Below are 21,129 nucleotides of genomic sequence, written 5' to 3' on the forward strand. Positions count from 1 at the left end.
CTGTTATCAGTTTTTGGAAAATGCATTAATCTTTTATTCAATTAGGACTTTTTCAGTGGCCTCAAAAATTCCTCCGTACCTACGGAATTTTAGGTATGAATCTTTATAACCAATTAAATTTCCATACCATATAATTCTCTTGATTTCTATTGATTAACCATGTTTACAGTGAATTTTTCGTAGAGAAGCGGAAAAAATTTTCCCTTGTATTTCCGGTTTGGCGAACTAACAGAATTGAAGAAATAGTTTAAATAAGATTTTAACAATTTGACGCTTAGATTTATTGATTTTATTTAATATTTCAAGATTCTGTTAGTTCGCAATGTTTAAGTATTATGACTGGATATATTTAATGCGACAGCCACTTTATAATAATTTAGATACTAATAATTCATTAAATTTATTTGACTCTTCAAATTGTGGGAAATGTGCTGATTCTTCAAACCAAACCAATTCCTTTTTTGGAGCTTCTAGAATATCAAAATAATTTTCAATTGGATTTTTCTCATATGGCAGATTTTGAAAATCATATCTTCCAATCATAAAATACACTGGAATTTCTAATTTAGGAGCTTCTTTTATAAGATTTATTGATTCTAATTCATTAAATAATAACTTTCCTGAATTTAGCATAGCTTGGCTAAAGTTCTTTTTCTCTTCCATAGTATATTCTTTAGCTGCCATAATATGCTTCACATAATCTTCATTAAAGCCGCCTTTAAAATAGTAGCCGTTAAATTTAGCAAACCACTTATCGTTTATAGAGGATTTTTCAAAACTATCTTTTCCACTATATGGTGGCGCTCCTATAGCTTCTAGTTCATTTATAGCTTCAGAATTATTTAAAGCTTTTGCTTTAGTAAGCGCAAAATCATATATTATTTTTTCGGTAATAGAACTATTGACAACTTGTCCTGTACCAGCAAAGGCATAAAATAATTCTGGATACTTTAAAATTGTCTTAATACCTAAAACGCTTCCCCATGAATGTCCATGAAGATATATTTTTTCCTTATTGAATCTTTTCATTAGAGTTGTAACTAATTCGTGTGTATCAGAAATAAATTGCTCAATTGTAATTTTTTCTTCAGGCGCTAAACTTTTATATGATTTACCTGAACCTCTTTGATCCCAGGTTACAACAATAAAATGCTTTTCTAGTTCTGCTCCATAATCCTTCCACATACACATATCACATGAACCTGGTCCACCATGAAGCATTAATATAACTGGATTATTGATGTTGTTTCCTCTTATTGAAATCCATTGTTCTACTCCACCTATGTTAATAGACTCTAGTGAGGCTATTCTGTTAATCTCTTTACTTTCATTTGTTATATTATTCATAATTAATCTCCTTTAATGCATTTTTGATTATATACTCAATTATTGTAACATTCATATATAATTTATAATTGAATTCGTTTAGCCAGCTAAATATCGTTTTGTCTTATGTAAGGAAGGTAAACATATGTGGGGGGGGACATCAGCAGATTTTTCTACAACTAGATATGAGTGATATAAAAATTCGTCCAAATCCCTCATATGTGTATGTGACTAAGCATTGTTACTTGGCACTTTTATCAAATGTGAAACAAATATCCTATGGCTTGAAGTATAAGTACTATACCTAAAACTCTAATTGGAATTCTTGGAAGAGTACCGTCCTTTTTAAAAATTAATACAGCAAGTTTTCCTATAAAAATATTCAAAAGAATTCCTACAAGTAACATGATTATATATAAAATAGTTGATATATTCATTTTAAATCCCTCCGTTAAGCCCTTTCGGCTTTTATTTTAATATTTAAAAGAGTATAAGAAATTACAAGGCCTACAATTCCCATAGCGGCAAGAACAATCATTGAAGTTATCTCAGAGTTTAGTGCTGCGTTATTAAAGGTAATATCTGAAATTGAGTTTATTGCCCAGGCTTCTGGAGTGAATTTTGAAAGTGTTAGGATAACCTTAGAGGAAACTTTATCTAGTGGAAAGAAGGAACCGCCGAGCATTCCTGTTAAGGCCATTAATATTGAACATAGTATTGTTAGAGTTTGCTGTCTTTTTATAAAAGGAACAAATATCATTACAATTCCAGTTATAGCAAATAGATAAATTGCAAATATAGCAGCTTCTGCACTTAGGCTTTGCGCAAAGGTTATATTAAAAGCGTACTTTCCTATTGCTAAAGTTACTACAAGCAAAATAAGGCTAAATATATAAGTTGAAGCTATTTTAGATATAAGGTATTTAGAGTAACTGATAGGCGCACTTAGTATTCTACTAAAGGTATCATTTTCTTTTTCTTCAATTAAGGTTCTAAAGCCTTGAATTATAACGAACCAAAGAAACATTAAAAGGAAGCCTATTAAGCTTGTAGTTGCTTTGTTTTGATTCATAGAACCACCTTTATCATCTATAGAAATATTTGAATTGATTTTTAGTTTTTTTAGTAGATCGTTTGATACTGTATCTTTAGGTATATTTAAACCATCAGAAATACTTTGAGAATCTATGGCTGCTTTTTTAAGTGTATTTGCTTCACCGAGTACAGCTTCTTTAACTATGGCACCTTCTGAACTTGGATAATTTTGAACCAGTTTTATATTTAGGTTTTTATCATTAAAAAGATCCTCTTGAAAATTTCTATCTATTATTAAAGCTTCAGGAACATCATTGTTATCAACCTTTTCTCGTACAGCAGCTTCTGAGGCTGAGATAAGCTTTATATCCTCATTATTTTTTAGCATACTTATAAGTCCACTCGAATAAGGAGTTTTATCTAAATCTGCATAATATAAATTTATTTTATTATTAGAACCAGCACTTGAAAAAACATAAGTTAAGGCAATGGGTACTAAAATAGCAAAGAACATAGCAATTCTATTATTAAACAGCAGCTTTAATTGGTTTTTTATCATTCTTAACATTTTCGTTATCTCCTTTTTGAGTTGATTTTGCACTATAAAAATGCAGTGCGATTATAAGAAATACTAAGCCTAAGCCTAAAAGCTCTAAAATATCTGTATAGTTAGCCGAAAAATTACTGCCTTCGCATACCCTTAAATAGCAATTTATTGCTTTACCGTTAGGAACTATCTGCTGAATTTTTTGCATAGCCTCTGGAAGAGCAGTTTTTTGAATGATACTTCCACCCAAAACACTTAGGCCCCAAAGAATAAGAGAAGCATAACTTGATATAGAGGTTTGATCCTTAGCCACTGTGCCAGCGAAGAACACTATAGAACCTACAGTAAAACCGTAGCAAATAGTTACTATAAGAAGGTACAGAGGATTTCCTAAAGCTGCGCCAAATATTAAATGGCAGGCGGTTAATACTATAAACATTTGTACAGCAATAGCTAAAATCATTCCGAATATTTTACCAAGGGCATATTGAAGATCCTTAGTAGGAGTTGTCTTTATTCTAAATTGTGTATTATTTAGTTTATCGTCAACTATACCGTGAGCAAGTTCAAGAGCTGTTAATATTGAAAACATTACGCAGATGCCAATTGTACAGTAGGTCATTACATTAGTAGGCTTGATATTTTTATTTGTTGCTACGGTAGAAAGTTCAGAGGAATAATCTGTATTTTGAATTTTGCTAATAATAGACTGCAAATTAGGGGTTTTAAGTGAAGCCTTTGAAAGAACTTCATTTTCCTCGATTCTTATGGTGTTTATGCTTTGATTGAATTTATTTAAAATACTTTTTACAATCATTTTGTTTAATAAGTTGCTATTGTCAGCAATTAGTGAAATATTGGTTTTTGTATTGTCTAAATAAGCTTTTGTAAAATTCTTTGGTACGTATACAAAAGCTGCTATTTTTTTGTCCTTAACCATTTTCTTACCTTCACTGTAGCTTGTTACTTTTGTTATAGAAAAATATGCTTTTGCGTCCTTAGAGCCTAAAACATCACTTTTAAGGGTTTCTCCAAGAGAGAAGTTTTGATTATCTTCTGTAACAGCAGAGTCTTCGCTAAAGATGCCAACTTGAAATTTTGAAACAGGTTTAGTGGAATCTTGATTTCCAAAAGCGGTTCCTAAGATTAAAACTATAGCAATTGGAAAGAGCATTAATTTTAAATAAAATACTTTAGTTTTTGAAAGCAATTTTAAATCCAGTAAAATGAGTTTTAATAATCTAATCAAGATAATTCCTCCTCTCTATTCTCTTAAGGATTTGCCAGTTACTTGAAGGAATATACTTTCTAAGTTTACTTCTTCATATTTGAAGCTCTTAAGTTTTATTCCAAGACCTCTAACCTTATCAATAACATCCATAGCATTTGTTTTATTGGGGGATACAAGCATATAAATTTCATTTTTATCAATAGATACTTTTTCTATGCCGTGTATAGTCTTTATAGCCTCAAGTGCTTTTTCATTTGCTGTGCTGTAGTTTAAAGTTAAGGTGTCACAAGCATCTATTTTTTCTTTAAGTTCTTCCTTTGTTCCAAGAACTATTAATTTTCCATGATCAACTATTGCAACTCTTCTGCAGAGAAACTCAACTTCTTCCATGTAATGACTTGTATAAATTACTGTCATGCCTTTTTCTTCATTTAATCTTTTTACTGTTTCGAGTATGTGATTTCTAGATTGGGGGTCTATACCAACGGTAGGTTCATCAAGTATTAATAATTTAGGGTTGTTCATTAGTGCAACGCCTATATTTACTCTTCTTTTCATGCCTCCAGAAAATTCGCTGACAGCTTGATTTTTTTTATCCTTTAATTCAATTATTTCAAGCACCTCATCACACCTTTTTTTTATTTCACTATTTGAAAGTCCGTAAAGGCTGCCGAAGAATTCTAAGTTATCCTTTGCACTTAAAGATTGATATAGGGCTATATCCTGTGGAACTATTCCCATTATTTTTTTAGCTTCAATAGGATTTTTACTAAGGGATTTTTCATTGATTTTTATTTCTCCACTGGTAGGTGCTTTAACGGTACTTATCATAGATACAGTTGTGGATTTCCCAGCACCATTTGGGCCAAGTAGTCCAAAAACTTCACCATCATTAACCTTTAAACTTATATTATCAACAGCAGTGTAATCTCCGAATTTTTTTGTAAGATTTATTAATTCAAGCATCGTAATACCTCCATTCATTTATAGATAAACAACTTGAAACTTGAAAACAACAAATTTCAGGTTTATCCTATAAAACTAAGATTTAACTTAGAGTACAGAGTACAATTGACAGAGGACAGTGAAGGATGATTTTCTTCCGCTTTGCTCCAGAAAATCTTAAAACTTAATATTGACATTATTTTAAAATATAACATAATTGCATTTATATAATTTTAGATTTATCTGACGAAAGGAAGATAAATCAACCTTCTCTGTACTCTGTAATCTGTACTCTAGTTAAAAGTAGTTTTATCATTTAAGTCAATTTTACTGTATAAATGAGTACTTTAATATTCACTAAAGTACCCAATTTGAATAGTACTTTAGACAGCAATTTATGTATTACTTTAGTCATATAGAGAAGAGGCACGTATGGTGATATAATTTAATAAACAGGATGGAGGAGGATACTTTTGATTGATTTTTTATCTCCTAAAGCTAGATTATTAGCCTTTAAATTTGGCAGAGTTTCAGCTTTACTTATAATGTTTTATGAGGGTTTACTTGTATTTCATAAGGATTTGAGGTTTGCATTATTTACAACTGCTTTAATTATGATTGCAGGAATTAATGATTTTATAAGAGGAGAGGGTTTTAAGCAGAATAAATCTATCGGATATTGCTTATCTTTTATATTAAGTAGTATTCTGAGTGTTTATTTTTCTTGTAAAATTGACGGCTATGGGTCTGATATGTATGTTATTACATTGGTTATAGATTTGATTATTTTTAATGAAAAGATACCTGCTTTTCTTATGGTAGTTAATTTTATAAGTATTGTTATTCCATATAAACTTAAGACTAATCTTAGCCTTCAAGAGATATTTTTTAAATATCTAAATATAATCGTAGTTATTTTTGTAATTAGAAGTATGTTTATTGAAAAAATGAAGACAGAAAAATTAAATAAAGAACTCAATGATGCAAATTTAAAGTTAAAGGAGTACTCTTCCAAAATAGAGGAGCTTACAGCTCAAAGAGAGAGAAAAAGAATTGCTCAGGAGCTTCATGATTCAATAGGACATTCGCTTATAGCTTTAAACATGAATTTGGAGTATGCTGAAAATGTGGTAGATATAAAGCCGGAGAAAGCAAAAGAAGTTATAAATAAAGCACACGCTATATCAAAGAATTGTATAATAAAGCTTAGAGAGGTAGTAAGTGTAATGAAAGAAGATTCTTCAGTAAATAATTTGCATGAAGCAATTAATAAGCTCTTTCAAAATTTTAAGAGCAATGAAAAATATAAGTTTAATTTGAAGATGTATGATGGAATTGAAGAGGAAACAGGCAATATAAAAAGCTGCATTTATAAGACAGTAATGGAAGGCATAACAAATGGAATTAAGCATGGAAAAGCGGAAGAATTTAATGTAGAAATAGAGAAGTCTTGTGATAATATACTATTTAAAGTTAGCAATAATGGGTTAGGCTGCAGCAATATTAATAAATCTAATGGAATGGTTGGGATAGAGAAGAGAGTAACTGACCTTGGGGGCTCTGTTAAATTTTACTGTAAAAATGGAACTGGATTTATAATTGATGCAATTATACCTGCGGGGAGGAAGGAATTATGATAAAGGTTGTAATAGTCGATGATCAGGAAATTGTAAGGGAAGGGCTTAAGATGATACTTAGCCTTCATGAAGAAATTGAAATTATCGGAGAGGCTTCAAATGGTCAGGAGCTTTTAAAGATTGTAGAAGATCAAATGCCTGAGGTTGTACTAATGGATATAAGGATGCCTGTTATGAATGGTATTGAAACTACGAAAATTATGAAAGAGAAATATCCTGATGTAAAAATTATAATATTAACTACTTTTAATGAGGATGAATATATATTTGAAGGACTAAAAAATGGTGCAGACAGCTATATCCTTAAGGATTCTGGTTCTAAGGAAATATTAACAGCAATTAAAAGTGTTACTCAAGGCGAAATGCTTTTGAATCCTAAGGTTACAGCTAAGGTTGTAAATGCATTAAATTCCTTGAAGCCTGTTTCTGAGCCTAAAAATGATGATAGTGAGAAGGAAAAACTTCTAGAAACACTTACACCAAGAGAGCTTGAAGTTGCAAAGCATGTTTTAGAAGGCAAAAGCAATAAGGAAATTGCACAGGAGCTTTTTGTTACAGAAGGTACTGTTAAAAATTATGTTTCTAAGATACTTGAAAAACTTGAACTAAAGAGCAGAACGGAACTTATTGTATGGGGTAAAAATAATAAAATATGAAGTATATAAAGGGTTACCATACTGAAGCTTAAGTTATGCATGTTTCAAAATAAGCCATGGTGCTATAATGTATTACATAAGAAAGGAACTGCTACTTAATGGATTTACTGGTCCAAGCTTTGGTAAGGCTAAAAATGGATTACTTTATACTTTTGAAAAATAAAGAGGTGTTTTTATGGAAAAGGATTTAAAAATGATATCTCCATGCGGAATTAATTGCGGAGAATGTCCTGCTTACAAGGTATCTATATCCGGTAATATGAAGGATAAGAAAAGATTGGCAAAGGAGTGGTCAACTCCAAATTGTAAATTTAATGCTAAAGAAATTTATTGTACAGGCTGTTTGGAAACAGAATGGAAAATGACTAGTGATTGCAAAATAAGGAAGTGCTGCAAGGCAAGAAAATTAACAAATTGCGCTTGCTGTAAATTTTATCCTTGTGAAAAATGCAATAAGAACGATATGCTTGATGTGATAAGAAATAGTACTTCAGAAAGAAACGATTTGGAAGATTAAAATTAGCATTAGTAAATTTATGTTGAAAAACTGGAAATTGAAAAGCAGAGTAGAGAAAAATCATCCTTCACCCTACTCCTTGCTCTTTAATCTGTTTTTTATAGAGAACTTATTTCTGTGCCATCAAGCTTCATTTTATAAATGTTTTGGTTATATAGATAATAAATACGGTCATCTCTTATTGTAATGGATAGACCTGAAATGTCTAAATCGCTAATTTTTTCTCTATTTGTGCCATCAGTTTTTATTCTGTACAACTTGTCTCCATCACTATAATTTTCATAGTAAATATAACCGTCATATTGATCCATAAAGCTTTCGGCTTGGTCATTTCCTATAGGCGTTAATACACTTCCATCAGTTTTCATTTTGTACATGTTTGCACCACTTCTTGAGGTAGTAAAGTAAAACCATCCATTATCATATTTTAATTCCCTTATAAAGTCTACACCAAGTGAAACTTTACCAGTACCATCCTTATTCATTCGGCTAAGTGTGTAATTGTCTGAGCTAACGGAATAATATATATAGTTTTTATCAATATAGTAAATTGAACCGTCACCATCGGCAATTTTTGATTTTTCACCAGAAACATTATCTATTTTGTATATACCAGGACTTTGAGACACGAAATCTACTTTATAAGTATACTTATCATCTGCGGCTTTAGACTCACTTTCTGATGAATAGTATGAATAAGGATATGGATTTATGTATTTTTTAACTGTATAGTCCTTATCAACTAAATCAATTGGTATGTATTTTTTTGTATCATCATAAGGACCTTTAAAATCTACGGAGGAAGTACCATTTTTACAAATACCACCATCCATATAAAGACCATCATAAAGTGTTGAAGTTTCAGTTATAGTTTTTGCTACAAAACACAAGCCTTGAGTGTACCCGATACTTGGAACATCTATATTAAATTCTTTGACGAAGTAAGGTTTTTCTTTTGTAAAAGTCATAGTTACTTTGCTTAAAAATTGTGTGTCTGATAGCAGAACATTAAAATCTGTAAAACTTTTAATGGGCTGTATATACTTATATATAGAGAGAGATTTTTTAAACATTATATTGTCTGGGATATTAGTAAAAGCTTCTTTAGTTGTTGCGTCAACTACGCTTGCTACATAAATATCCTTAGTTTTGTATCCAGAGGAAACAGGGGCTACTCTGAGGCAGGCACCAATAAGAAGATTAAATTTTGATCTATTTTCTGGTAAGTCAAGATCTACTACTTCCTTTGAAGCATAATTTTCGTCTGAGGTTATAAAATCCTTAGTAACTTCAGTTTTAAGAACCTTTCCGTTAGTATCTCTAATACCAGCTGCAACATGTACAGTGTATTTTTCGTTAGGAGTAAATTGGCTGTCAGTATGTTTTAAAGTTACTGTATTTCCATTTATGTTGTAACTAATATTGAACTTTTGACCAGTAGAATCCGTAACATAAAGTCTGCTTTTATTTATAGAGTCTGCATCTATGTCGGAATTAAATTGGATTTTCCATTCTTTATTTAGTGGTGTATTAGTATCAGAATTAAATATTTTAGCGTGGACTGTACCTGCTTTTAATAAAATTATAACTAAAAGGGCAGGTATAATTATAATTTTTTTCATCTTTTGTATCCCCCAAATTTATATTATTTTTTATAGTATCGTTGGTTATAGATACTTTATATAACAACAATATTACAATTAAGGGGTAATTTACTTTTAAAATAAATGCAATAAATTTTCCACAAATTATTTTCATGAGTAATTTAATTTGAGGATAAAATCACTTCTTCAGCATTGTTAAAGCTGATTTATATTTATTATTTTATGAGGATTATTCCAATAATAAAAACAACATATAATGTAGCATTAAGCGATAATCTTTTAGCTGATAAATGTTTTTTTCTTAGAGTTATCCATAATGAAAAAATAGCAATAAAGGTTATAATAGCCGAAAGGATAAGGGATTTATCAAGAAGCCAGGGAGTAAAAATAATTCCAAGCGCACTTGGTACTGTAGCTTGAATCATCATAGAACCACTTATGTTTGAAAGAGCTAAATTTTCTTTCCCTTGCCTTACCCATATAATTGCATTTAGGGTTTCTGGTAATTCTGTTGCAACTGGACTTAGTAATAAAGAAACCATATGGGGTGCCATTCCAAGAGAAATACTTAAAGTGCCAAGATTATTTACAAACATTTGTGATCCTATGAAAATAAGCATAAGTGAGAGTATGGTTTGAAGTAAAATTAATGATTTTTTAGGATTAGCACTTTTAGCACTAAATCTTAATGGTTCTAACTTTGAGACAATACCTTTGGAGTCAGCACTCATTTCTTTATAAAAATAAACCACATAAGTTAATAAAAATAAAAATCCAAGCCAAGGTTTCAATGCAAAAGCTACAAGACCTAATCCAATTTTAAATACAAAAATACACATAAACCAAGCTTGATCTCTTGATAACTTGGAACTGTTAGTATTAACAGAATTACCAGCTTTTCTTTTGCCGCTAAAAATAAGTATACTAATTCCAACAGCAGCATAGGCAATTGTACTTAAAACAAGAGGTCCACCTAGAGCTGATCCAATACCAATATCTTTCTGATTTGAATTTTTCCCAAAAACAACAGCTATAAGTGTAACAATGCTTTCGGGCAAGGCTGTTCCAAAAGCTGCTAAAACTGAACCAACTGCACTTTCAGAAATGTTAAAGGCTTTACCTACCCATTCAATTCCATTAACAAATAATTCGCAGCTAAGGTAAATTAAAATTGCTGCAGCAAGCATAACTAAAAGTGATATTATCATTTTTTCTCCTCCCAGGCAAAAAATAAAAGACCTCTGGTACACTATATAAAATTATCAATGAAGCTTGATGATTTTATATAGTGTACCAAAAGTCTCGTTTCACATTTTGTGGACATCGCCAGGTTTATATTTAAACCAATATGTTGACGATATCTATCAAACTACTCCCTTTTGTAAGTATGAAATTATACATTAAGAGTAATTGTACTAAAAAAGTTTTGCAATGTCAATTAGGAATTTTTAATTGGGATTTGTATTGAAAATTCTGCTCCCTTTTTGCCATTACCTGCAGTTAAGCTGCCATGAAGCTTATCAATTATATTTTTACTTATAGATAAACCAAGACCAAATTTGCCTTTCTTGCCTTTATAAAATCTATCGAATATATTTGGAAGTTCTTTTTCGTCAAAACCCGGACCATCATCGGAAATTGTTATATCAAGTTTATTACTAAGAGTTATGTTTGAAACTACAGTTATAGTTGAACTAGCATACCTTATGCAGTTACTCATTATGTTAGTAAGTGCTCTTGAAAGTTTTTCCTCATCACAGTATATGATGATATTCTTACTAAGGTTATTAACTGAAATTTTCACATTATTTTTAAGAGCAATGGCATTTAATCTGTCTGCACAGCTGTTTATGAGCTCTATAAAATCAATTTCAGCATAATTATAATTTTCTTCTATAGAATCGAGTCTTGAAAGGTAGAGCAAATCCTCAACAAGATGAGTTAAACGCTTTGATTCATCTATTATAATATCTGCAGCAGAATTACCATCAACTACATCGTACTTTACTCCTTCAGCATAACTTTGAATAGACATAAGCGGTGTCCTAAACTCGTGGGATACGTTTTGAAGAAAAGTTTTTTGAGCTTTATCATAAACTTCTAGCTTTTCGGACATTATGTTTATGCTGTTCACAAGTTCACTGAGCTCGTAATCTACAGGCAAATCAATTTTTTCACCAAAATTTCTTTCTGCAATAGAACGTATATGCTCATTTAAAGAGGAAAAAGGTTCTGATATTTTTTTTGCTATACGTGAAGATAGCATAACTGTAATTAAGGCTGCAATAATTAAAATAACAAAAAGTATAGCATTTATCCAAAATTGAAGTTGATTTATTTTTTGAACACTTGAATAAATAATTATCCAGCCAAGACCAAAGGTATTTTTATCAGATACAGGTCTTATGACAGCAGCATATTCGGTTCCAGCTACAGAAAATCTTATTGAATCTTTGTAGTTTTTACTTGAGGAAGTTTCAATTTGGCTTTTAAGCTTAGAAAGCAGATCAGTTGGTATTTTGCTGTTATCTTCCGAGGATGGATTTATTACACTTTTGTTTTTGTCAATTAAAACGAAATCGGCACTCAAAACAGAAAGAGGTTTTCTTAGTGACCTATCAAGCATGAAATAATACCTAAAAAGGTCATTATTCTTACCGGAAGTAGATGAAGAAGCATGATACAAAGGTTTTGGCGGAGGAGTATGCTCACCATCATCTGGTTTAAAAAAGTCTGGACCATGTTCAAGGGCTGTACCTTCTATGCTGCTTGCTAATTTGTTTAGCTGGCCGATAATATCATTTTGAATGTACAAGCGGACAGCAACATTGAAAATTACAGTGGTAAGAGTAATCAAAAACAATATTACCATAAGATTGTACTTAAAAATTCTACCCTTAATTGTAGACTTTCTCTTCATTAGCTGTTTTAACTTAATCATTTGTATCACCCCTTGTCTTGAATTTTAAAACCAAAGCCCCACACTGTTTCGATTTTTAAAGTAGATCCCGCATCAGTAAGCTTTTTCCTTATTCTTTTTATCATATCGTCAGTTGCTCTGGTTTCAACTTCATTTTCAAAGCCCCATATTTTATCTAAAAGTTCACTTCTACTTACAGCCCTATTTTTATTAATTGCAAGGTAATATATAACCTCAAACTCCATCTTTGTAAGTCCAATATCTCTACTATTAAATTCAACCTGTTTTAAATCTGAATTTATGGCAAGGTCTGCAAGGATTAAATTTTTAGGCTCAGGGCTGCTGGAATTATCTAGTTCTATTCTTCTAAAAATACTTTTAATTCTAGCAATAAGCTCCATTGGGCTAAAAGGTTTGGTAAGATAGTCATCACTTCCAAGTGTAAGTCCTGCTATTTTATCTGGTTCAGTATCCTTTGCAGATACTATTATTATTGGTACTGAGCTTTTTTGGCGTACAAGAGAGCAAAGGGAATAGCCATCCATGTTAGGCATCATTATATCTATTACAAGCATATCAGCTGGTTTCTTATTAAAAGCCTCAAATAGCTTACTTCCATCATCAAAGGTTTCAACATCAAAGCCTTCTTTTATAAGAAAAGATTTTATAATATTTCTAATATTGGTTTCATCATCAGCAATATAAATTAATTTATTATCCACATTAAACACTCCCTACTCTGCACTCTTAGTTTTTTTATTACTTGTAAACCTACAAAAAATTGCAGATGGTTTCATACTACTAGTTATAGTTTACCATGAAAGATTTAAAGTATCATTTAAAAAATCATTATACCTCAAATTTGCCACAATTCTGCGGAGATTTAAACTGAGCATTTATTGTAAACTTAAACCATGATAAAGATATGGAACGGAGGTTATGAAAATGAGTAAGTCACAGATTCAATATTCTATAGTGGTTCCAGTTTACAATGAAGAGCTTGTAATAGGCGAAACTTATAAAAGACTAAAAAGGGTTATGGATTCTACAGAAGAAGCTTATGAAATAATTTTTGTAAATGATGGAAGTAAAGATGGAACAGTAGAAATAGCAAAAACCATTTGTAATATGGATAAAAATATAAAATTACTTAGCTTTTCAAGAAACTTTGGACATCAATTAGCAATTTCAGCAGGAATGGATTATTCAAGCGGAAATGCAGTAGTAGTTATAGATGCTGATCTTCAGGATCCTCCAGAGGTTATACTGGAGATGATTAAAAAGTGGAAGGAAGGCTACGATGTAGTTTATGGAAGAAGAGCTAAAAGGGAGGGGGAAACCTTCTTTAAGAAATTTACAGCAAAGGCTTTTTACAGAACCTTAAAAAGCATGACAGATATTGATATTCCTGTAGATACAGGAGATTTTAGATTAATAGATAGAAGAGTGTGCGACAAATTAAAGTCACTTCCAGAGCACAATAGGTATGTGCGTGGACTTGTTAGCTGGGTTGGATATAAGCAGACAGGAGTTGAATTTGTAAGGCATGAAAGATTTGCAGGTGAAACGAAGTATCCACTTAAAAAAATGCTTAAATTTGCAACAGATGGTATAGTTTCATTTTCATATAAGCCTCTAAAATTTCCTTTATATATAGGAGGGGCAGTTAGTGCAATTAGTGTCATATATTTTATAGCCTATTTACTAAAAGCTGTTATCACAGGTACGCATGCTTCAGGTTTAAATTTAGCCCTTTCAATGATTTTCTTTTTAGTAGGAGGCATATTTATAATACTTGGAATAATGGGTGAATATATAAGCCGCATGGGTGATGAAGCTAAGGGGAGACCTCTTTACATTATAGGTGATAAGGAGGGTTTTAAGGATGAAGCTTAAAGGACTGTATGAAAAATACAAATCCATTATAAAATTTGGAATTGTTGGCTGCATTAATACAGGGGTAGACTTTATAACTTTTTCTCTTCTCTTAAGCATATTTGACATAGATAAACTCCTATGCCAGGTTGGAGGTTACAGCATGGGAATAATCAATAGCTTTGTGCTTAATAAGCTGTGGACCTTTAACGATAAGAAAGAAAAGGTAAATCCTGCAGCACAATTTGCAAAGTTTGTAATAACGAATTTAATTTCCCTTGCAATTTCTCTTATTGGACTTAATATTTTAAGCAATAGACTTCACATAAATGTTTATGCTTCAAAGATTATTGTTACTCTGTTTTTGCAGGTTTTCAACTATGTAGTATATAATTTGTTTATATTTAAGGGTAAAGGAAGTAATGAGGTAGCAGTATAAAAATTTAAGGAGAAGAAAAATGAATAACTATAGAAGGAATATGTTAATTAAAGTAGGCTTAATACTTGTCCTTGCATTATTAATGTTTTCAAGTGGATATGAAATATATAAACTTGGCACAAGCAGCTCGGCTAATCAATCAAAAGTTGGCTTTCAGGGAGTGGCACCAGGTGGCTTGCGGTCTCAAAAGCAAAATAATAATCCTCCTAGCATGCCAAATGGAAACAACAAAAATTCAGATACAGGGAAGCTGCCGAATATACAGATAAATAATAATGGACAGTTAGCTCGTAATTTTAGAGGAAGGCAGAATAAAAATGGAAGACCTTCAAGCATGGGAAGAGGTATGAATTCCACGGCTAACACCTATTCTGTAGAAGTTATTATGTACTCAATTATATTTATAATTTGTTTCGCTGCATTATTTATTATAGGGATTCGCAAGGGAATAAAGGATTTTGAAATCAGTGAAAAATTTTTAATACCGGTTTTAGTTGGTATAGCCTTATTTTTGAGATTATTTATAGCAGTACTATTGCCAGAGTATTCATCGGACTTAAATCTCTTTAAAAGCTGGGCAGTATCTGCTGGTAATAGCTTAACGAAGGTATATTCAAATGCAAGAAATGCAGATTATCCACCTTTGTATATGTATGTGCTAGCTGTTATAGGCAAGATAGGGAGTACCTCGGCTTTTAGTTCCTATTTCAATTTACTGCTAAAGCTGCCTTCAATATTTGCAGATATCTTTACTTCATTTATTATATATAAGTTAGCGGGCAAGCATTTAAAAGGGAGTATGAGCACCATTCTTGCGGCAGTTTACTTGTTTAATCCAGCGGTTTTAATTAACTCAAGTGTTTGGGGGCAGGTGGATTCCTTTTTCACTATGCTCCTTGTTTTAGCAGCATATATGTTGGTAGAAAAAAAGGTGGGAATTTCATCAATATTTTTTACAGCAGCAGTGCTAATGAAACCTCAGGGGATAATCTTTTTTCCAGTATTGTTATTTGAGCTTGTAAGACTTAAAAGCGTAAAGAAATTTACAAAAGCAGCTTTGATTAGTTTAGGCACAGCAGCTTTAATAGCACTTCCCTTTGCATTAAATAACGGAATTACTTGGATTTTTAAACTATATTCTAGCACAGTGGGTGAGTACCCTTACGCATCGGTTAATGGTTTTAATTTCTTTAGTCTTATAGGAAAAAATTTTGCAAAGGATACAGGTACAATACTTGGAATAAGCTATCATAATTTGGGAATGGCATTTATTTTATTAATCACAATATTCTCCTTTGTAATTTATATTAAAGGAAACAATGAAAAGCTGGTACCAGCACTTTTACTTATTCAAATATCAGGGGTATTTACATTCGCCAGCAGCATGCATGAAAGATACTTGTTTCCAGCTGTTGCGCTATCAATTTTAGCTTATATATACCTTAAAGATAAGAGAATACTAGCTCTTATAATAGGCTTTACTATAACGGTTTTTTCAAATACTTACTATGTTTTTCTGCAAGCCATTAAAGGTGGTAATTCCATAGGCTACACACCAGTATTGGTAGTTACATCTGCATTAAATGTTTTACTATTTGCATACAGCGTGAAAGTTTTAATTGATATTTTAAGAAATAGAGGAGGCGTTAAAATTGATTAAAAAGATAGAACTTACTAGTGAAAAAATTGCAATAATTTTAATTTTAATACTGTCGGCAGTACTTAATTTTGTAAATATAGGCTTAGAGGGGTATGGAAATCCATATTATGCAGCGGGCGTAAAGAGCATGACTATGAGCTTGAAAAATTTCTTCTTTGTAGCCTTTGATCCAACAGGCTATGTAACTGTAGATAAACCGCCTTTAGGCTTCTGGCTTCAAGCAATTTCAGCTAAGATATTTGGCTTTAGCGGCTGGAGCGTGTTACTTCCACAAGCTATTGCAGGAGTGGTTTCAGTTTGGGTTTTATATAGAATTGTAAAAAGATCCTTTGGAAATGCAGCAGGTTTAATTTCAGCTTTATGTCTTTCTATAACACCTGTATTTGTAGCAGTAAGCAGAAATAATACAATAGACAATACTTTAGTTATGACATTATTATTTGCTTGTTGGGCACTTACTATAGCAGCGGAAAAGGGCAAAATGAGATATATAATAATAAGTTTAGCCTTAGTTGGTGTTGGCTTTAATATAAAGATGCTCGAAGCTTACATGGTGGCACCGGCAATATATCTAGTTTATCTTTTATGCAGCACAGTTTCTTTAAAGAAGAAGATAATACATCTTGTTGTAGGAAGTTTGGTTTTAGTTTTTGTTTCATTCTCATGGGCAGTAGTAGTTGATTTGGTACCAGCCTCAAGCAGACCATATGTAGGCAGCAGCACTAACAATACTGTTATGGATTTAATATTTGGACACAATGGAGTAGAGAGATTAAGCGGCAGTTCTTCCGGAATGGGCGGCGGTGGAAGACCAAGTGGTATGGGTGGTGAAAGACCAAGCGGAATGCTAGGTGGTCAATTTGATGGTAAGCCTAATGGAACTCAAGGACAGCCGCCAAGTGGTCAGTCTAATGGAGCACCTAGCGGGACTCAAGGGCAACCACCAAGTAATCAAAGTGGTTCAAGTTCTTCTAAAGCGAATACAAGCAGCAGTGATGGGAGAAGATTTGGAGATTTCAATGGTAAGATGTCAGGCGGCGGTGGTTTTGCAGGGACCTCAGGACTTTCAGGTAATTTTGGAGGACAGACTGCTTCTGGACTTGCTAGATTATTTTCTAAGAACATATTATCCGATCAAATAATGTGGTTTTTACCGATTGCTTTCTTAGGATTTATAGCAGCAGCACTTAAGGAAAGGCTGAAATTTAAGCTTGATAATGCTAAAAAGGTTTCAATAGTAATGTGGGTTATGTGGTTATTCCCTGAGTTCATATACTTCAGCTTTACAAAAGGTTTGTTCCACAATTACTATTTAACTATGATGGCAGCACCAGCAGCAGCTTTAACAGGTATAGGAATTTGCTCTATGTGGAAGCTTTATAAAGAAGGAGGCTGGAAGAGTTGGATTTTACCTGTTGCTCTCATGATAAATAGTGCAGCGCAGGCACTTGAATTATCGTATTTTGCAAGCAGCCTTTCAAGTACAGTAAAGATTGTTGCAGGAGCAGCAATTGTTTTAACCTTTGCATTTTCAATAGGACTTTGTATATTGAAGTTCATTAAAAATCAGAATATGCAGTTGAAAAAGGGAGCAGTAGCTCTTGCATTTACAGGAATTCTAATAATACCTTTCATGGGATCAGCAGCAACTTTAAAATATGCCGTATCAAATAATATGCCAGCTGCAGGCTTAGAGCTGCTTATGAACAGCGGTGGTAGTAAGGGAATGCAGATGGGCGGAGACATAGAAAGTACTCAGAGTAATTCAAAGCTAGTAAGTTTTTTAGAGAAAAACGCGGCTAATGAAAAATACCAGCTCGTAGTTTCATCTTCTCAAAGTGCTGATAGTTTAATAATAAACAATGGATTGCGTGTAATGACACTTGGAGGTTTTTCCGGAAGTGATAACACAATAACCTTAGCTCAGTTTAAAGAATTAGTTAAAAAAGGCGAAGTAAGATATGTATTAACTGGCGGTATGGGAGGCGGCAGCAACAGCACCATAATGCAGTGGATTCAGAAAAACGGTATACTAGTTGATTCAAGTGAATGGAGCAATTCCTCTTCTACTAGCAGCACAAATAATTCTGAAAGCAAAGTTAAAAATACATCAAGCTCTCAAAATAATGCAAATCACATGCAGGGTCAGGGAGGCTTCGGCAGCGGACAGTTATATGATTTAAAAGGAGCAGTTAAATAAAAGAATGCGAAGTAACAATGCTTCTTCGCATTAAAAAAATTCTATAAAGCTAAGGTTCAAAAATCATAAAATACTAAGATATTTCAATAACTCGCGTTGCTCAAACAGATTGAAATATCTAAGTGTTTTACAATTTTTGAACCAAGCTTTATTAGGATTTTTTTAAACTGCTCCTTCAGCATTGTTACTTCGCTTCTACAGTGGTACAAGGAAAAAATTCCTCCGTGCCTGCGGAATTTTAGATGTAAATCTTTGGAGTTAATTAAATTTCTATAATATATTACTATTGATTTTCATTGATTAAACATGTTTACAGTACATTTTTCGTAGAGAAACGGAGAAAAATTCACCTTACATTCCCGGTTTGGCGAAGTAGCAGCATTGAAGGAACAGTTTAAATAAAATTTTATAAATCTTAGTGGTAAATTGTTAAAAGCTTTAGATATCTCAATCTGTTTGAGCCAACGGCGAGTTATTGAAATATCTTAAGATTTTAACAATTTGACACTTAGATTTATTAATTTTATTTAATATTCCAAGATGCTGTTACTTCGCAATTTTTATAAATAGATAACATGAAATCTGAAAATTACAGGTTCTGGACTTATCCTAACAAACTGGAAGTTAAATCAGAGTACGGAGCACAAAGTACAGAGTACAGTGAAGGTGGATTTACCTTTTGCTACGCTCAGGTAAACCTTAGAACTTAATAGTGTCCACTGCTATAGCTTCCGGTTTGTAGAAAAAATTGTTACCTATAATTTCTATCTTTTTAGTTATATATGTATATGGTTGTATGTTGATATATGATAGAAACTATGGTAATTTTATACATGAGGATATGAGAATGGAGATGAGAATATGACAGAAGAAAGGGAAAATGAGCTCACAAAAAAGTTTTTGTTAAGTGAGAATGAATCTGTTGAGGAGTTAAAAAATATAGAAATTCAAGAAATTATATTTTTAATTTATTCTGCTAAGTATTTTAAGGACAAGAAAAACTTGCCTAACGTTGATTTTGATAATAAGTTTCAAGTATTTCATAAAACACTTAGGGAAAGGGTAAAAACAGCAGAGGAACTGTATATTGCTTATGATAAGAATACGGGTTATCCATATGTTGATGTTCAAGGGAGGACATGGATTTTTTCAAAAAAAGAGTATGCTGATAACGCAGAAGATTATTTTTTACAGCAGATGGTCATGCTAGAAATGAAAAAAATAAATAAAGAAGAAGTCATAAGAGAATTTGCTGATTTCCATAGGTTGGGGATAGAAAAAATATTATTAGACAATGGTAAATATACAACGGAGATAAACAGGGATGATGTACTACCTCCTCCAGATTGGAGCAGTACACCAAAGATAAGTATTCCAATTACAAATCCTAACTTGCAATTTGCAATGCTTAGATTTTTTCAAGCTATGTATTCAAAAAACAATTACGCAGGAAAAACTCAAGAACTTCACAGATTAGAGGACAAAATGTTAGACGAAGTTATTACTGCAAAGTATTTAATACCTATGCATTTAAAGGAAAAGGAAAAAACAACTCCTAATGCTGATGGAGTAAAAACCTTAAAAAGTGGTACTATAATGCAGTTCGCAAATTTAGTGGACAAAAACGATAAAAGTTGGCTGCCAGCCTTTACAGATTGGGTAGAATTTCAAAAGGTATATGATAAAGCTGTGTGGAGTGGCAATATAGCAACCTATGACGATTTGCTTGCATTATCTAAAGGAATGGAAGGTATAGCTGTAAACTGCAATGGAACTTGTCTTCGCATAAATGAAAATAACAAGGCTATGATTGAAAAATATAAAAAGGAAAAGGATAATAATGATGAGGTAACGGCAGTAAAACAAAATGTTATAAAGAAAGACACTAAGGTTATGCTTGGTGAACCTAAAGATTATCCTTCTGGGATGATAGAAGCTGTTAAGGAACATATGAAAAAGAATAAATGTATTAAAGCGGCATACCTAAGGCTTATGCTAAAGGATGATGAGAAAAGCTACTTAATAGTGGTAGATTTTAGAGGAGAAAAGAATCAAGTATTTCAGGGAATTGCTAAGGCAGCCTCCCCATACTTGAAGGGAATGTATCTCGATATGGTAGGAGCTAACGAAAGCTTTGGCAAGAATGCTGTAAAGGACGTCAAACCGTTTTATAAGAGAAGAATACTAGGAATATTTTAAAAATAATGTGAAGTAACAATGCTTCGTCGCGTTAAAAAAATCCTATAAATCTAAGGTTCAAAAATCATAAAATACTAAGATATTTCAATAACTTGCTAAAAAAGCGCTCAGACAATTGAAATATCTAAGCATTTTACAATTTTTGAATCAAGATTTATTAGGATTTTTTTAAACCGCTCCTTCAGCATTGTTACTTCGCTCCCACGGTGGTACAAGGAAAAAATTCCTCCGTGCCTACGGAATTTTGGGTGTGAATTTTAATGTATAGATAGGAATAATGGAAGAAGTACCGAAAGAGTGGTTGCTTTAGGTATAGAAGGATAACAATCATATACGGG

The 21,129-nt window shown here is 32.2% G+C and carries 17 protein-coding genes; 8 read left to right on the forward strand and 9 right to left on the reverse strand.

Annotated elements, in window-relative coordinates:
• Positions 1 to 366 precede the first annotated feature (366 nt).
• The 5 genes from ACJDT4_RS19450 to ACJDT4_RS19470 form a co-directional block, all read right to left on the reverse strand.
• A complete protein-coding gene (locus ACJDT4_RS19450; protein WP_406789262.1) occupies positions 367 to 1,347 on the reverse strand; it encodes an alpha/beta fold hydrolase in 981 nt (326 codons plus the stop codon).
• 236 nt (positions 1,348 to 1,583) lie between these two features.
• Entirely contained in the window at positions 1,584 to 1,763 is a 180-nt protein-coding gene (locus ACJDT4_RS19455; protein WP_406789263.1) for a hypothetical protein, read from the reverse strand.
• A gap of 14 nt (positions 1,764 to 1,777) precedes the next feature.
• Complete coding sequence (locus ACJDT4_RS19460) at positions 1,778 to 2,929, reverse strand: ABC transporter permease (RefSeq protein ID WP_406789264.1); 1,152 nt, start codon at positions 2,927 to 2,929, stop codon at positions 1,778 to 1,780.
• Positions 2,889 to 4,157 (reverse strand): ABC transporter permease, encoded by a 1,269-nt coding sequence (locus tag ACJDT4_RS19465; protein WP_406789265.1) that lies wholly within the window; start codon positions 4,155 to 4,157, stop codon positions 2,889 to 2,891. The genes ACJDT4_RS19460 and ACJDT4_RS19465 overlap by 41 nt, the downstream gene beginning before the upstream one ends.
• Positions 4,158 to 4,172: 15 nt before the next feature.
• Positions 4,173 to 5,105 (reverse strand): ABC transporter ATP-binding protein, encoded by a 933-nt coding sequence (locus tag ACJDT4_RS19470; protein WP_406789266.1) that lies wholly within the window; start codon positions 5,103 to 5,105, stop codon positions 4,173 to 4,175.
• Positions 5,106 to 5,557: 452 nt separating this feature from the next.
• On the opposite strand from ACJDT4_RS19470, the gene ACJDT4_RS19475 reads away from it, so the two are divergent.
• The 3 genes from ACJDT4_RS19475 (at position 5,558) to ACJDT4_RS19485 (ending at position 7,894) form a co-directional block, all read left to right on the forward strand.
• Complete coding sequence (locus ACJDT4_RS19475; RefSeq protein WP_406789267.1) at positions 5,558 to 6,721, forward strand: sensor histidine kinase; 1,164 nt, start codon at positions 5,558 to 5,560, stop codon at positions 6,719 to 6,721.
• On the forward strand, positions 6,718 to 7,377 hold the full coding sequence (locus ACJDT4_RS19480) for a response regulator (RefSeq protein WP_406789268.1): 660 nt from the start codon (positions 6,718 to 6,720) through the stop codon (positions 7,375 to 7,377). The genes ACJDT4_RS19475 and ACJDT4_RS19480 overlap by 4 nt, the downstream gene beginning before the upstream one ends.
• Before the next feature lie 175 nt (positions 7,378 to 7,552).
• Positions 7,553 to 7,894, forward strand: coding sequence for a DUF3795 domain-containing protein (locus ACJDT4_RS19485; RefSeq protein WP_406789269.1), 342 nt, complete (start codon positions 7,553 to 7,555; stop codon positions 7,892 to 7,894).
• Between the two features lie 98 nt (positions 7,895 to 7,992).
• Here ACJDT4_RS19485 and ACJDT4_RS19490 read toward each other — a convergent pair whose 3' ends face one another.
• The 4 genes from ACJDT4_RS19490 to ACJDT4_RS19505 all read right to left on the reverse strand — a co-directional run bounded on the left by ACJDT4_RS19490 (position 7,993) and on the right by ACJDT4_RS19505 (position 13,140).
• Entirely contained in the window at positions 7,993 to 9,516 is a 1,524-nt protein-coding gene (locus tag ACJDT4_RS19490; protein ID WP_406789270.1) for a DUF5050 domain-containing protein, read from the reverse strand.
• A 197-nt stretch (positions 9,517 to 9,713) separates the two neighbouring features.
• A complete protein-coding gene (locus tag ACJDT4_RS19495; RefSeq protein ID WP_406789272.1) occupies positions 9,714 to 10,706 on the reverse strand; it encodes a sodium:calcium antiporter in 993 nt (330 codons plus the stop codon).
• A gap of 230 nt (positions 10,707 to 10,936) precedes the next feature.
• Positions 10,937 to 12,439, reverse strand: coding sequence for a sensor histidine kinase (locus tag ACJDT4_RS19500; protein WP_406789273.1), 1,503 nt, complete (start codon positions 12,437 to 12,439; stop codon positions 10,937 to 10,939).
• Between the two features lie 5 nt (positions 12,440 to 12,444).
• Entirely contained in the window at positions 12,445 to 13,140 is a 696-nt protein-coding gene (locus tag ACJDT4_RS19505; protein WP_406789274.1) for a response regulator transcription factor, read from the reverse strand.
• A gap of 223 nt (positions 13,141 to 13,363) precedes the next feature.
• Between ACJDT4_RS19505 and ACJDT4_RS19510 the strand changes: the two genes are divergently transcribed.
• The 5 genes from ACJDT4_RS19510 (at position 13,364) to ACJDT4_RS19530 (ending at position 20,791) form a co-directional block, all read left to right on the forward strand.
• Positions 13,364 to 14,314 (forward strand): glycosyltransferase family 2 protein, encoded by a 951-nt coding sequence (locus tag ACJDT4_RS19510; RefSeq protein WP_406789275.1) that lies wholly within the window; start codon positions 13,364 to 13,366, stop codon positions 14,312 to 14,314.
• A complete protein-coding gene (locus ACJDT4_RS19515; protein WP_406789276.1) occupies positions 14,304 to 14,732 on the forward strand; it encodes a GtrA family protein in 429 nt (142 codons plus the stop codon). Before ACJDT4_RS19510 ends, ACJDT4_RS19515 begins: the two co-directional genes overlap by 11 nt.
• Positions 14,733 to 14,751: 19 nt before the next feature.
• Complete coding sequence (locus ACJDT4_RS19520; protein WP_406789277.1) at positions 14,752 to 16,392, forward strand: hypothetical protein; 1,641 nt, start codon at positions 14,752 to 14,754, stop codon at positions 16,390 to 16,392.
• On the forward strand, positions 16,388 to 18,592 hold the full coding sequence (locus ACJDT4_RS19525) for a glycosyltransferase family 39 protein (protein ID WP_406789358.1): 2,205 nt from the start codon (positions 16,388 to 16,390) through the stop codon (positions 18,590 to 18,592). The genes ACJDT4_RS19520 and ACJDT4_RS19525 overlap by 5 nt, the downstream gene beginning before the upstream one ends.
• An 861-nt stretch (positions 18,593 to 19,453) precedes the next feature.
• Complete coding sequence (locus ACJDT4_RS19530) at positions 19,454 to 20,791, forward strand: enhanced serine sensitivity protein SseB (protein ID WP_406789278.1); 1,338 nt, start codon at positions 19,454 to 19,456, stop codon at positions 20,789 to 20,791.
• Positions 20,792 to 21,129: the final 338 nt, after the last annotated feature.

The sequence above is a fragment of the Clostridium neuense genome, from assembly GCF_045310695.1.
GTDB lineage: Bacteria > Bacillota > Clostridia > Clostridiales > Clostridiaceae > Clostridium_S > Clostridium_S neuense.